Source organism: uncultured Brachyspira sp. (assembly GCF_944388875.1).
GTDB lineage: Bacteria > Spirochaetota > Brachyspiria > Brachyspirales > Brachyspiraceae > Brachyspira.
This window is the reverse complement of the sequence record NZ_CALXKQ010000023.1, coordinates 1-12,704: the sequence shown is the minus strand read 5'-3', so window position 1 is coordinate 12,704 and position 12,704 is coordinate 1. Positions and strand designations below refer to the sequence as shown.

At 26.4% G+C, this 12,704-nt stretch carries 15 protein-coding genes; 14 read left to right on the top strand and 1 reads right to left on the bottom strand.

Going from position 1 to position 12,704, the window contains the following annotated elements:
- Positions 1-17: 17 nt before the first annotated feature.
- From Q0J69_RS11445 to Q0J69_RS11385, 13 genes are all read left to right on the top strand, one after another.
- Positions 18-1,118 (top strand): hypothetical protein, encoded by a 1,101-nt coding sequence (locus Q0J69_RS11445; RefSeq protein ID WP_297207656.1) that lies wholly within the window; start codon positions 18-20, stop codon positions 1,116-1,118.
- 73 nt (positions 1,119-1,191) lie between these two features.
- Positions 1,192-3,135, top strand: coding sequence for a hypothetical protein (locus tag Q0J69_RS11440; RefSeq protein ID WP_297207652.1), 1,944 nt, complete (start codon positions 1,192-1,194; stop codon positions 3,133-3,135).
- An 18-nt stretch (positions 3,136-3,153) separates the two neighbouring features.
- Positions 3,154-3,348 carry a hypothetical protein gene (locus Q0J69_RS11435; RefSeq protein WP_297207649.1) on the top strand — a complete coding sequence of 65 codons (195 nt, stop codon included), beginning with the start codon at positions 3,154-3,156 and terminating at the stop codon, positions 3,346-3,348.
- A 3-nt stretch (positions 3,349-3,351) separates the two neighbouring features.
- Positions 3,352-3,741, top strand: a complete 390-nt coding sequence (locus tag Q0J69_RS11430) for a LuxR C-terminal-related transcriptional regulator (protein WP_297207646.1) — start codon at positions 3,352-3,354, stop codon at positions 3,739-3,741.
- Positions 3,742-3,814: 73 nt separating this feature from the next.
- Complete coding sequence (locus Q0J69_RS11425; protein WP_297207644.1) at positions 3,815-4,159, top strand: hypothetical protein; 345 nt, start codon at positions 3,815-3,817, stop codon at positions 4,157-4,159.
- Positions 4,160-4,162: 3 nt separating this feature from the next.
- Positions 4,163-4,753 (top strand): glycoside hydrolase family 19 protein, encoded by a 591-nt coding sequence (locus Q0J69_RS11420; protein WP_297207643.1) that lies wholly within the window; start codon positions 4,163-4,165, stop codon positions 4,751-4,753.
- Positions 4,753-5,598: a hypothetical protein gene (locus tag Q0J69_RS11415; RefSeq protein WP_297207640.1), complete on the top strand. Its 846-nt coding sequence runs from the start codon at positions 4,753-4,755 to the stop codon at positions 5,596-5,598. The genes Q0J69_RS11420 and Q0J69_RS11415 overlap by 1 nt, the downstream gene beginning before the upstream one ends.
- An 8-nt stretch (positions 5,599-5,606) precedes the next feature.
- Positions 5,607-5,867 carry an endonuclease gene (locus Q0J69_RS11410; protein ID WP_297207637.1) on the top strand — a complete coding sequence of 87 codons (261 nt, stop codon included), beginning with the start codon at positions 5,607-5,609 and terminating at the stop codon, positions 5,865-5,867.
- 2 nt (positions 5,868-5,869) lie between these two features.
- Positions 5,870-6,418 carry a hypothetical protein gene (locus Q0J69_RS11405; RefSeq protein WP_297207635.1) on the top strand — a complete coding sequence of 183 codons (549 nt, stop codon included), beginning with the start codon at positions 5,870-5,872 and terminating at the stop codon, positions 6,416-6,418.
- A gap of 145 nt (positions 6,419-6,563) precedes the next feature.
- Positions 6,564-8,456, top strand: a complete 1,893-nt coding sequence (locus tag Q0J69_RS11400) for a hypothetical protein (protein WP_297207632.1) — start codon at positions 6,564-6,566, stop codon at positions 8,454-8,456.
- A 10-nt stretch (positions 8,457-8,466) separates the two neighbouring features.
- Complete coding sequence (locus Q0J69_RS11395; RefSeq protein ID WP_297207630.1) at positions 8,467-8,976, top strand: hypothetical protein; 510 nt, start codon at positions 8,467-8,469, stop codon at positions 8,974-8,976.
- The gene (locus tag Q0J69_RS11390) at positions 8,969-9,178 is read left to right on the top strand and encodes a hypothetical protein (protein WP_297207628.1); all 210 of its coding nucleotides are present in this window, start codon (positions 8,969-8,971) and stop codon (positions 9,176-9,178) included. Before Q0J69_RS11395 ends, Q0J69_RS11390 begins: the two co-directional genes overlap by 8 nt.
- A gap of 12 nt (positions 9,179-9,190) precedes the next feature.
- On the top strand, positions 9,191-9,487 hold the full coding sequence (locus Q0J69_RS11385) for a hypothetical protein (RefSeq protein ID WP_297207625.1): 297 nt from the start codon (positions 9,191-9,193) through the stop codon (positions 9,485-9,487).
- A gap of 145 nt (positions 9,488-9,632) precedes the next feature.
- Here the strand turns inward: Q0J69_RS11385 and Q0J69_RS11380 are convergent, their stop codons facing one another.
- Positions 9,633-10,415: a 3'-5' exonuclease gene (locus tag Q0J69_RS11380; RefSeq protein ID WP_297207622.1), complete on the bottom strand. Its 783-nt coding sequence runs from the start codon at positions 10,413-10,415 to the stop codon at positions 9,633-9,635.
- A gap of 208 nt (positions 10,416-10,623) precedes the next feature.
- On the opposite strand from Q0J69_RS11380, the gene Q0J69_RS11375 reads away from it, so the two are divergent.
- A complete protein-coding gene (locus Q0J69_RS11375; RefSeq protein WP_297207620.1) occupies positions 10,624-11,742 on the top strand; it encodes a tyrosine-type recombinase/integrase in 1,119 nt (372 codons plus the stop codon).
- Positions 11,743-12,704 lie beyond the last annotated feature (962 nt).

Sequence of the window (12,704 nt, the reverse complement as noted above, 5' to 3'; positions counted from 1 at the left end):
AATAATGAGGTATATTAATGTTTAAGTTAATTAAAGAAGCTGAAGAAAATCCAAGCAATTTACTAGACAGCTATAGACAGCAGAATATTATTATGCAGAAAATGCGTATGCTTCATACAGCTTTTGACGGCATAAAATTAAATCATTGGAATGATACAGACAGAGAATTGCCTGACATTTTAGCAGGCAGCATTTGCGAGTTTGAAGGCAGATTATTTGCAACAAATGAAAATATAAAGCTACACGACAGTGTCCCTTTGGGAGCTGATAAAGAAGATTTGAGATTTATAAAACTTGTTATAGTAAGAGATGCTGATAATAAAGATAATGATTATTTAAGAGCTGAAATAGCAGGCGGATATAGTTCAACAGTAAGTGATGGATTTCCAAGTTATGATTATGAAAACAGAGGCTTTTATGTAAAAGATGAAAATAATATCATAAAAGAGAAATATTTAAGATTGTCAATGAAATATGATGCTAATTTAGGCGGCTATGTAGAGAAAAAATATTGGAATATTAATGACTTTCAAAGAAAAGGAGTAACATTAAAAAGAAAAACAGTAACCTTCGAAGCTGGAGAACATGAGTTTAATTTTCCTGATGATGTAAATAGCATAACAATACATATAACATCTGGAGGAGGAGGCGGATATTATGGTATAGGATTTAATGCAGGAACACTGCCAAAAGAAGGCGGTGATTCACAAATAATATTAAATAATGAAATAATAACAACCTGCAAAGGCGGAGGTATAGGTAAAAAAATAGGAAGCGGTGCTTTTGACTACACAGGAGGAAAAGGCGGTACAGCTAGCGGATATGGAAAATTAATAAACGGCAATGATGCTCTTGGTATTAGCGGAGCGGTATTTTCGAATAATACAACTTTGGCAAGCGGAGGAAATGGAGGAAATGGTTCTTCTACAGGAGTAACTTCTGCAGGAGGCGGAAGCGGAAGTGCTGCTATAGCAGATATAACAAGAGGAATGCTTAAAGGAAGTTCTGCAATAAAAATTGTAGTTGGTGCTGGAGGAACTGGCGGATTATACAATGGAAAAACAGACGGAGAAAACGGACAGGACGGCTCAGCAGTTATAGAATATATGCAGAAATAGGTTATACAGAAAGAAACGACCAAGTAGGGAGTATAACAATAATAAATATATGCAGAAATAGTGAGTTTATAAAATGATAAAATCATTTGCAAACATTATAGAACTTGATATTTCTAATCCTGATATCAAATTAATATTTGCACCTTTCGGAGGTGTATGGGCTGCAAGTATTAATGAAATATATTCTCAGTATTTATCTTCTTATTTTACTGAGTTAGTAAATATTCAAGAAGATGAATTATATAATTTGTTTAGTATAGGTTCTATAAGTGTGGATAATGACAGAGGATATATAGAAGTTTTTTCTTTAGAAGCACTTTATAAACAAAATAAATCTTATTATCAATATACAGAAAATAAAATAAATTATATAGCTGTACATTTTAATAACTTTGAAACACCTTACAGCAAAAAAAATATTATTATAAATATAAAAAGATTATTCTCTACACGTGAATGGTTAGATGGCAATAATAGTTTAATAACTGAATTAAACAATATATATATAGAGCCTAGAGTTGAAGAAATAGATACTGCGGATATAGAAGGCGATTCGCTTGCATTTGATACTATTCAAACAAATGAAATGTCTGTTACTTTAAGAAATGATGACGGACTTTTTGATGATTTTTCTAATTTATACGGCAATAGATTTTTGGTAAGGCAGATATTTGATAGCAGCGATTTTTCAGATTCTAAAATTATATTCTCTGGTTTTATTCAAAAGCCTGAATATGCTTTTTTAGAAACTGTAACAATAACAGCTTCAGATATAAGAGCTTCTTTTTCTGCTGAGCTTCCTAAAAATGTTTTTAGTGAAAAAGAATACCCAGATTTAAAGAACTTCCCTGAAAATGTGCAAAGCGGTGAAGATACTGTTGATACCTGCAGAACTTTAGCAGCAGGACATGGCATTATAGTAAAATTAAAGCCTATAAAATACTATACACCTGATATATTAAATCCTGATTTGATTCCTGAAGTAGTTTTTGAAATATGCGACACTTCAAGGCATGCTATAGAAAGTATTGTTAATAGGAATGATCCGCTTGATGAAAATAAATTAAAACCTCATATATATTTTATAGAAACACCAGAAAGCGAAAGTGAAATAATAGAACGTGAAAATGGTGCCGAAGGCACGCATCCTGCGAAGGTTATAAGCGGAGAATTGGAGATATTTATTCCAGAGTTCAAAGATTATCAAGATGACAAAGGGGAACAAAGAGTATGGATTTTAGATAAAGAAAGAGGACAGTTAATTTTCAGAGGACACAAACAAGTACATTCTATAACTGATACTAATGACAATTTATATGAGATATATGCAGAAATAGATATTCCTCCTTATAAATCTTTAACTCTTATTAGAGAGATTTTAGAAGATTATGAGAACATAGCATACATAAAAGAAAATTATAATATAGAAAATTGGCAGATTGAAGAAGAGCGTTCAAGAGAAATAGCTGTTTTGCTTGATAATGATAATAAAAAGACTACACTTGATTTAATAGGAGAACTTTCATTTTTAGAGCAAGGAAGATTAGAAATAGACAACAATAAAATAGATTTTCGCAGTACAAGATTTCGCAGCAATGAAGCTAAATATAAAATAAAACAGTACTGTATGGGCAGAGTTGATAAAACAGCAGAAAGCGATGAGTATTTATCAAGCTGCAGCATTAAATATGATTTATTAAAATCAACATATAAAAATACTGATTTTGAAGAGGAGGCTAAAAAAAGGCATAGGATAAATGCACATGAGGAGTTTGAAACTTTATTAAAAAGAAAAGAAGATGCAGTGAGCTTATCTAATGAAATAATGAAAAGCAGATATCTATTAAAAGAGTATTATACATTTGAATATTATGAAACTTTAGATTTTCTAAAGTTATTTGATATAGTAGAGTTTGAATATAAAAGAGAAAACGGCACTTATTATATAAAGCCTTGTAAGTGTGAAATACTTAAACTCAATATATTTGATAATGTTATAAAATTAAGGCAGTTATAGTTTTTTAGGGGGGAGATTATGATTACAAGTTTAGGAGTTATTGCAATAGATAATATGTCGGTAGAAGATATAGCATACAGCAATAATTATACAGAGTATATTGAATTGAAAAATGATATAGATTCTGCGAAAAAAAAATTAAATATTAAAAATATTTGCAATACTGATGATGCTGTAAGAATAGCAGAATATATAAATAATTTATGGAGATAAAAAATGAAAAAAAATACTAATACTTGTAATTTATGCAGTAAGAGAGATAAATGCATGCAGTTGTGCAGTGATATGAAAAAAATAATAAGAAATAAAAAAAATAATAATGATATTTATTCTGATGCTACATTTAATGCATTTGAAATAGATCTGTCAAATGTTATATATACTTTTGGGCTGTCAAAATTAGAAGAGAGAGACAGCAAGAGAATAATAATAGCATTGCTAAAAAAAGATCAAAGAGAAATGCTTTCTCTATTGTCAAAAGGATATACACAAAAAGAAATAGCAGAAGAATTAAAAATGTCTCAGAGTAATGTTTCTCAAAAATTAAATAATATAAAAAAAGAACTTCAAGAATCAATGATACAAATAATGCCGTATATTTTATAATTTTTTCTCTAGGCAATGAATTATCCTTATATTTTTTTATATAAGTGTATGAATATAGATATAAGGATAAAACATGCCAAAAGAAAGTATAACAGAATTAAGTAAAAAAGAAACTTCATTAATAGAAAAATATATAAAACTAAAAAATGAAGATAAAAAAAATAAAGAGAATATTGAGGCTTTAAAAGATGATGTTCTTAAAATATTAAAAGAACATGAAGGAAAAATCGTGCATAACGGATATAACATATCAATGCATGAGAATACATCATATCAATATAGCGAAGCTATAGTGAATATAGAAACAGAGATTAAAGTATTAAAGCAAAGAGAGGTTGCTCTTCAAATAGCTAAAGAAAAAAGCAAGAGCGAATATGTAAAAGTATACGAATTACAAAGCAAAAATAAAGAGGATTAATTTATGTTAAATGAAAATATTTTAAATGAAATAGGAATAAATAAGAAATGGCTAGCACCATTAAATAATGCTTTTCAAAAATACAATATTACGGATAAAAAAGAAACAGCTATGTTCTTGGCACAAACTACACATGAAAGTAATAACTATAAAAGGCTTGAAGAGAGCTTCAGATATACTCCTCAAAGGCTTTTTGATGTTTTCAAAAAAAGAGTAGGAAGTTTGGAAAATGCTAAACAGCTTTGTCTTCAAGGAGCTGAGGCTATAGGCAATTTTGTTTACGGAGGACGTTTGGGTAATGGCCAAGATGAAGGCTATAAATACAGAGGAAGAGGCATCATTCAGCTTACTGGAAAAAATAATTATAAAAACTACGGTAAAAAAATAAATGCTGATTTAGTTAATAATCCAGACTTGGCAAAAGAGCCTAATAATGCAATAGAAATTGCTTTATTATTTTGGCAGGAAAAAGGCTGCGGTTTGCTTGCCCATCAAGGCGATGTAAAAGGAGTTACTAAACTTATTAACGGCGGATACAACGGACTTGATGACAGAGAAGAAAGATATCAAAACATATTAAAGGTATTAATGTAATGGATTTATATACTTTTATTTCAATAATAGCAGGTTTAATATGTTTTATTCTTTTGCTAAGATTTTTATATCATATTTTTGGAAATCTAAAAGAAAAGATGAAAGATATTAATATTGAAGCTAAACACAAAGACGGGCATCAATTTAATATTAATTCTAATTTTGATAATAATGTAAAAGAGGTAAAAAAAGAAATCTTAAATAGTGATTCCATAAATGAAGATAAACTTCTTAATAATCTTAACATAAAAGTTCCTACTCAAAAAGAATATGATTATAAAGAAGCAATAAAGAAATATAAAGCTGAAATATATAATTTGAAGAATAAATATATTAATAAAACAATATACATAGCATTCTTGTATATTGTACTAAATTGGGAAGCATATACACGTAAGATTTTTAGAAAAGTAATTTTTAAAAATGGTATTGGAAAGTATGAAGGACAAAAATATTCTGATTATAAGCAAGAATATATTAATAATATTGTACTTTCTTTTAATCAATTATTACAAAAAAGTGAAATCAAAAGTCTTAAAAATAAAGAACTTAAAATTATACTTGATACTAATATGCTTTTATTTAATGCTGAACTTAATAGAATATTTGATGATATCAAAAATAGACATATAGATGCTGAAACAAATAGGATAAAAGTAACTACTCTTTCAATATGTAATTATAAAAATAATAAAGAACTAATTGAAAATGATTTAAAAAGTATAAATGATTTTAATGAGACTTTACGTGAAATTGAAGACAGCATATTAAATAAAGATATTAAAGAATTAAAAGAGTTTATTTTAGGTAATTTTTTAAGTATGTTAAAAAATAATTTTAAATAGGATTTTATATGAGTTTTATAGAAAAGCATAATGCTAATAAAAAATTAAGTATCTATACAAGCATAGTTACTTTTATTTTAGGTGTTGTTTGGGTTAGTGTTAATCTTATCTGGAGAGGTAGAACAGTTGCTAAAGAAGAAGCTATTGCTGTTGTAATAATTTTTCTTGGTCTTAATGCTGTTAGTTTTGGAAGCGATTTAAGAGGCTTTTTGAAGATATTAAGAAACAATAATATTAATGATGATAAAAAAAATAATGAAAAGGAGTAAGAATGATTACATCGACAATGTTTTTTAGTTTTTTTAGAACTAAATTAGGAAAGTCAATAATAGCAGCTGTTATTATTGCTTTAGTATGTTTTGTATGCTTTTCAGTTATAGCATATAAAGATAATGCTATAAGGCAAAAAGAAAAAGAGATAGCACAGTATCAGGAGAATATTAAGGGCTTGGAGCTTCAAGCTCAGACGCTTCAAAATGAGATACTGTTTATTAAAGAAAATGAAAAGTTCCAAAATAGTTTTAGTAATTCTGATGCTATGATTAAAAGCATAGACAAAGAAAAGCTGACAAGGACAGAATATGAAACATTTAATAGCATATCTAATAATTTTTATAAGTATTTTAATAGTATTAACATCATGTCAGGCACAAATAAAATATGTCAAAACACCGCTTTCTACGCCTCCAGAAATCTTTATTATAAAGTCCGTAACAAATCGGCAGGATTTAATGAGAAGATATCAGGAAAGTATTATAAAAATAGGAGAATGGCAGATTTGGTACAACGCACAAGTAGGCACAAATTATTACTTATATAAAAAATAAAATAATATGTATACAGCTGCTTTTACTTTCGTGTAAAAACATCTATGTTTTATAGAAACGACAGCCGAGCAGCTGTTAAATAAATTTAACAGCTGATTATTGCGAGGCTGGAGTGATAACAATAATAGGAGTTTTATTATGCTTGAAAAACCTACAGAATATCAAGAAGTACCTGCACAGCAGGGTGAAGAAACTGTATATGCTGAAGATATTAATCAAATAATATCAAATATAGAAAAAATAAAAGGCGGACAAGCTAATGAAGCTCCTATTTCTAATATAAAAGATTTACATTCTAGTATAAATGAGTTAAAAGAAAGAATTGATGGTTTAGGAAACGGAGAATCCTCACAGCTTCCATCATCAGCTGATAAAATAGCTTTTAATAATGATAATGCTAATTTGGATTTTTCAGCAGGCTATGATTTTCCTCCTTTCAAAAATGAGCTTAAAGAAAGTTATGAAATAAAATTAATAACTGATTACTCTTTTAATGAATGTTCTCATATAGATGATATACAAGATATACATACTCTTATATTAGAAAAAAATATGAATAAATATATTTTAAAAGGAAATCTAAAATACAATAATAAAAGCAGTTCTTCATCAATGAACTTTTATTTAATATCAATAAATAATAATAATGATTTAGGATATGTAATAAGCGAAATACTGCAGTTTCTAAGCGTTGAGAAAAATGCTAAAGAAAATGAAATAACTATAGAGAATATTCAAAACTTAAAATATAGTTTCAGCATTTTTGTAGGCATACCTATTTTTACTATAAAAAGCGATATTAATTTTGATATTAAAGAATATGACATTGCAATTAATATAGAAATATCAGATATAAAAAATAATCAGGATTTTATTCCTACAGTACATAGCAGTTTTATTAATTTATTAACACTGAAGAATATAAACAATAAAGCTGTAATAACAGGAGAGATAAAAAAAGAAGTAGTTTCTGTTTTATTAATGCTCTTTTCTTATTCCGCTTTGGAAAATTATTTTGATATAAAAACTGATCAAAATGACAGCTATTATATAGAAGCTAATAACATGATAACTTCTAATAAAAATAAGCCTCTTAAATATTATATAAGAAAATTAATAACAGATGGTGCAGAGTTATCACCTAAATTTGCAAATATAACTATGACTTATTATTATTTAGAGATAAAGCATACAGACGGCAGCAATATAGAATATGAGGAAATACTAACATTTAATCTGACAGCTCCTAAAAATGCTGATGTTCAAAAAATAGAAAAAGATAAGAATATTCAAAATGCTGTAGAAATATTAAACAGCAAAATAATTGATATATTAAATTATCTTGGACTTAATTCAGAAGAACATCAAACAGGCTCTATATTTACTTTTGAAAAAACTACTTTGTATTTAGAAAATATTGCAAGTTTAAATGCAGACATTATAGAAGACATAAATAATTTATCATTAGTGTCAAATGATGACGGTTCTTTAAATATTAAAGGAAGTATGCAGATTAATGCTGAAGGTATGGGAGTTATAAGAGTTAATAAAAAACTCAAATTAGATAAAAGAAAGTTAATAGCAATGTCATATAAAGATATACAAATTATATATAAATATCAAGATGATTATTTATATATAATTATCATGGCAAGCAAAGTTCAGAACACAACATTTAATTTAGAAAGCATAAAAATATATGACAGCAATATAATATGTCCTGCTGATTCCTCTTATATAAAACTCAGCGGAAATAACATTTCTGATGATTTTGGCATATATTTAGAAAACGGAGTTTATAAGTTAAAAGGTTCTTTCACTTCATCATCAAACAGTATGCAGTTTTTTATCAATTTAAGCATACAAGAGTTTTTTGAGAATGCCAAAACATATAATTATGATTTATATAATATAGAAGTTCAAGCATCAGAACCGCTGTATTCTATGATTACAATTTCAGGTGTAACGCCTAATCAAGAGTATTTACTGAATATAGAATGTCCTCTTCAGCCTAGTATTTTACAGCAGTAAAGGTTTTATTATGCAAAGACAGTTTGATACACTATTTAAACACAATATTCTCAATAATAAAGAACATTATAATTTTTGTCCTCAATGCAATATTCTTTATGAAAATAAAATGATTTGCAAATGCGGAGAGTTAATACATTTTGTGCGTATTGATAAAAATATAGCAAATATAATTTCAGAGTTAAATAAAAAAGGTTATAAAACAAGTCAATGCTGTGAAGGGCATATTGAAGATAGCTATTTTCATCCGTATATATATTTCAGCTATTTATGTGATATTAATGTTTATGATATGTCAAAAAAAATATCTGAACTTATAGAAAAAGAAAATCTTCAAATTGAGACTGTTTATATTTTTAATAATCAAAATAGTCAGATAGGAACGTTATTTGAAGTGAAAGAAAGCAAAATAATAGAATTGAAAAACAACAGAGAAAAAATAAAAGAGCTGTTTATTAACAGTTTTGAAATAATAGCAGAAAAATTAGAAGTTTATAAATTAAGGAGTAAACATGTTTAAATTAATTTTAATTTTTTTAATAGGTATTATGGTGCTATTTAGTTTCATTGTAATAGTAAAATACTATAATAAGTTTATGAATGAAAAAGAAGGAACATTTAAAGAGAGATTAAAAGCTCTTATTAAAGAGAAAACATCAATATTTTATTTTATTAAATTAGCTTATGCATGCTTGATGTTTTTTATAGCTATTATTTCATAAAAGGTTTATTAAATGATAAAAATAGAAGAATGCATAAAGTTCATAGAAAATAAAATTAAAGATAATCAAAACGTAGAACAAATAGAATATTATGAGGCTGTCAAATATCATTTAGAAAGTTATAAAAGTCTTAATAATACTGTAATTGAAAGTATAGACAAACTTAATGACATGATAGAAGAATGTAAATACGGACATATACAGTTTGAAAAGCCTTCAGATGAAGAAGTTGAGATTATTTTAGATGCTTTGGAAAATAAAAGAGAAAATGAAATAAGAAAAACAGGAAGATTGACAATAGAGCAATAAAATATTTTTTCTCCCTAAATAATAAAATGTTTTAAGGCGGAGCTTAAAAAGTTCCGCCATATTTTTATGTATTATTTATTTTAAAAATATAATTTATGAGTTTTTAGAAATTAATACAACTTATATTAAACTTTTTATAATATAATCAATCAATATGAAGGTCAAAAGAATTATTCATTTTCGTTATTTTCAATTTTATTTTTTTTGGAGTATATTTTTTGTAGAACTTATTAAATCCTCCCCATTTTTCAAGTATATCTTTTTGTAAACATCCGTATATAGCACTGCATAATTTACAATCATCTATAGCTCTATGCAAATTATCTATACTAATGTTATAATATGATGCAACTGTTGCTTGCTTATAATTCTCTAAATCTTTTAATACTCTTTTGGCTATATACATAACATCAATAAAATCATTCTTTAATAAAAGTTCTTCATTACTAACTTCATATAAAGCATCATATAAAAACTTTATATCAAATGAAACGTTATAACCAACTAGTATGTCATCTCCTATGAAATCATAAAATTGTTTTATAGCCTCATTTATTGTAGGGGCATTTTTTACCATTTTGTTAGTAATATTTGTGTATGAACTTATAAAACTAGGAATGTGATCTACTTTTACTAAAGTTGAGAAACTATCTGTTTCTTTATTATCTCTATATTTAATAGCTCCTATTTCTATTATCTTATCTTCTCTAGGTTTTAATCCTGTAGTCTCAATATCTATTATAGTATAATTAGCAGGAAAATCCCTTAATAATTTACCTGTTTCTCTAGGTTTATCATATTCAAAAGTAATTTCTATTTGATCGTTACTATTAACTTTTTCAACATTTGATTTTTTAGAGAAAGTAAAACTATATAAAAAACTAGCTATAACTATTATAAAAATAAATATCATAAATGCTATTAACATATAACCCTCACTTATATTGTTTACTAAAAATTTAATAAAATAAAATGACTTTGTCAATAATTATATAAAAATATTTAATCTTAAATGATTGAAGACGATAATATTACTGCTCAGAAATATATTAAAAAACAGTTCTAAAAACTTTTTTATTTGCAAAAGCCTGTCTATTAATGGCAGGCTTATTAAAATAATAAAGGAGCTGTTTTTTATGAAAACACTAGACTATCTAAAATTATATGACAATAATAATTCTAATTTAATCATTCAATATCTTGAATATATAAAACTCTATAAATCAAAAGCAACTATACAAACTTATGCTCATTCTTTAAAAAACTTCTATGATTTTCTTTATCATTATTATAATATCGGACAGTCTAAATATATACAATTATACAATACCCCTGTTATGTATAATAAAATAGATAGAAAATGCATTGAAGACTATATCGCTTATCAAGTTAATAAAAATCTTAGTGCCGATGTTATTCACTGCAGAATTATGGCTGTAAAAAATTATTTTAAGTATTTGCTTAAATTAAAAAAGATAAGTACAGAAACTTTTTTTGATATTTTTGATGAACTTAAAACTCCGAAGATAATCGTAAAAAATCAGCTATTAATAAAAGCAGATGAAACGATTAGCATTACAAAAAAGATAAAAGAAAAATCAGAAAGTTTTGCAGATGAGAGAAATATATTCATGCTTTTGCTGATGTCTAACACAGGCATACGCCGTAAAGAGCTTGCCTGCATAGACATCGAAAATATAAACCTATCTAATAATACCATAACTATTTATAAAACAAAAGGGGATAAACCAAGAATTATCTCTTTTTCTAATTCTATAAAATCGAAACTATTTGAATATTTAAAATTAAGAAAATCTGTATTAAAACAAAGAAACAAAATACATAATATGCTATTTATTAAAATAAACGGCGAGCCTTTGAGCATAAATACTATAAGCACAATAATGCAATTCATCTCTAAAAAAACAAATATAAAAGTTACATGTCATTCATTACGCAGAGGCTTTGCAACCGACATGGCAGAAAACGGAACTGATATTTATGTTATATCAAAAATGCTAGGACATCAAAATATAAATACAACCGTGTCAAGATATATTTATGTCTTGGCTGGTATGATAAAAGAAGCTATGGAAAATCACCCATTTTCTAAGTTTCAAAATAGTACGAAAAAAGACTGTATTAAAAAAGACATTAAAACAAATATGCTTGAAGAATGGAAAGACTTAACTGGCAGAATGAATGAAATATTAAACAGTTTTGAAAAAATCGAAAAGGATTTTAATAGGGCTTAAAAGATGGGCTGTAATCTCTGCCAAGATTACAGCCTGCGGGCTAATTTCAGGATTAGTTAAAACTATAATACTGTTTAGTTAATATAAAAAATATTAGAAAATATCAGTCTGCAAAACATAAAAAAATTGCATATATATAGGTTCAACTATCATTTTGTTAAGTAGTACTTAATAATGTGGTGGGTAGTACAGTCCACTTTATTAAGTTATATTTAATAAAGTGGTTGGTAGTACAGCCCACTTTATTAAGTTATATTTAATAAAGTGGGGTATGAGTTTAAAGATATTTAAAGACATGTTAAAGATTAACCTAATGATTATTTAAAGACTTTAAACTGACTAACTGACTTATGCAGATTTTTATTTTTTGAATAATGGCGAAATAAAAAAATATTTGAAAGCTGTTGCAATAATATAATGCAAATCGCAGCTTGAAGTATTTATTACAATGCCTTTATTTGAAGCGTAGAGCCTTATTTTTAGGGACTTTTTTATCTAGGTATACATTTATATATACTTTACTAAAAATCACTCTTTACAGCAGTATTTTAAATTTTTAAAAAAAATGTTTTTTTGTTGACTTTAAAATTATTTTGTGTATATTAGTTAACGCAAGACAAATTATAAAATGCATCAAAAAAACAAAAGCCTGAGAAACTTTTGTAAGCATTATAAGGACATAAAAATGAAAGATGATAGAAGTATAATACTATCTTCAAAAGAGTTGTATACTCAGAAGAAAAATAAAAGTAATAGTTCTTTAATTTTAATAAGCTCGAAATGCGGTACAAGTGTGAACAACTATCTCTCAAATAGTTTATGTCCTGCTTGTATTTTGTCTTGCAATAAAAATAAAGCCTTGTACCGCTTTCTATATATTTTTTTGATTTTCAAATTCGTTGAAATTATTATTTATCAAATACATATTAATTATACTATTTTTTCATTATTATAAATATATT

What these genes read in the sequence shown, in the direction of transcription:
- Q0J69_RS11410 (WP_297207637.1), top strand. Translation starts at nt 5,607, where the DNA reads ATGAGTTTTATAGAAAAGCATAATGCTAATAAAAAATTAAGTATCTAT.
- Q0J69_RS11425 (WP_297207644.1), top strand. Translation starts at nt 3,815, where the DNA reads ATGCCAAAAGAAAGTATAACAGAATTAAGTAAAAAAGAAACTTCATTA.
- Q0J69_RS11440 (WP_297207652.1), top strand. Translation starts at nt 1,192, where the DNA reads ATGATAAAATCATTTGCAAACATTATAGAACTTGATATTTCTAATCCT.
- Q0J69_RS11430 (WP_297207646.1), top strand. Translation starts at nt 3,352, where the DNA reads ATGAAAAAAAATACTAATACTTGTAATTTATGCAGTAAGAGAGATAAA.
- Q0J69_RS11435 (WP_297207649.1), top strand. Translation starts at nt 3,154, where the DNA reads ATGATTACAAGTTTAGGAGTTATTGCAATAGATAATATGTCGGTAGAA.
- Q0J69_RS11385 (WP_297207625.1), top strand. Translation starts at nt 9,191, where the DNA reads ATGATAAAAATAGAAGAATGCATAAAGTTCATAGAAAATAAAATTAAA.
- Q0J69_RS11380 (WP_297207622.1), bottom strand. Translation starts at nt 10,415, where the DNA reads ATGTTAATAGCATTTATGATATTTATTTTTATAATAGTTATAGCTAGT.
- Q0J69_RS11400 (WP_297207632.1), top strand. Translation starts at nt 6,564, where the DNA reads ATGCTTGAAAAACCTACAGAATATCAAGAAGTACCTGCACAGCAGGGT.
- Q0J69_RS11420 (WP_297207643.1), top strand. Translation starts at nt 4,163, where the DNA reads ATGTTAAATGAAAATATTTTAAATGAAATAGGAATAAATAAGAAATGG.
- Q0J69_RS11390 (WP_297207628.1), top strand. Translation starts at nt 8,969, where the DNA reads ATGTTTAAATTAATTTTAATTTTTTTAATAGGTATTATGGTGCTATTT.
- Q0J69_RS11405 (WP_297207635.1), top strand. Translation starts at nt 5,870, where the DNA reads ATGATTACATCGACAATGTTTTTTAGTTTTTTTAGAACTAAATTAGGA.
- Q0J69_RS11395 (WP_297207630.1), top strand. Translation starts at nt 8,467, where the DNA reads ATGCAAAGACAGTTTGATACACTATTTAAACACAATATTCTCAATAAT.
- Q0J69_RS11415 (WP_297207640.1), top strand. Translation starts at nt 4,753, where the DNA reads ATGGATTTATATACTTTTATTTCAATAATAGCAGGTTTAATATGTTTT.
- Q0J69_RS11445 (WP_297207656.1), top strand. Translation starts at nt 18, where the DNA reads ATGTTTAAGTTAATTAAAGAAGCTGAAGAAAATCCAAGCAATTTACTA.
- Q0J69_RS11375 (WP_297207620.1), top strand. Translation starts at nt 10,624, where the DNA reads ATGAAAACACTAGACTATCTAAAATTATATGACAATAATAATTCTAAT.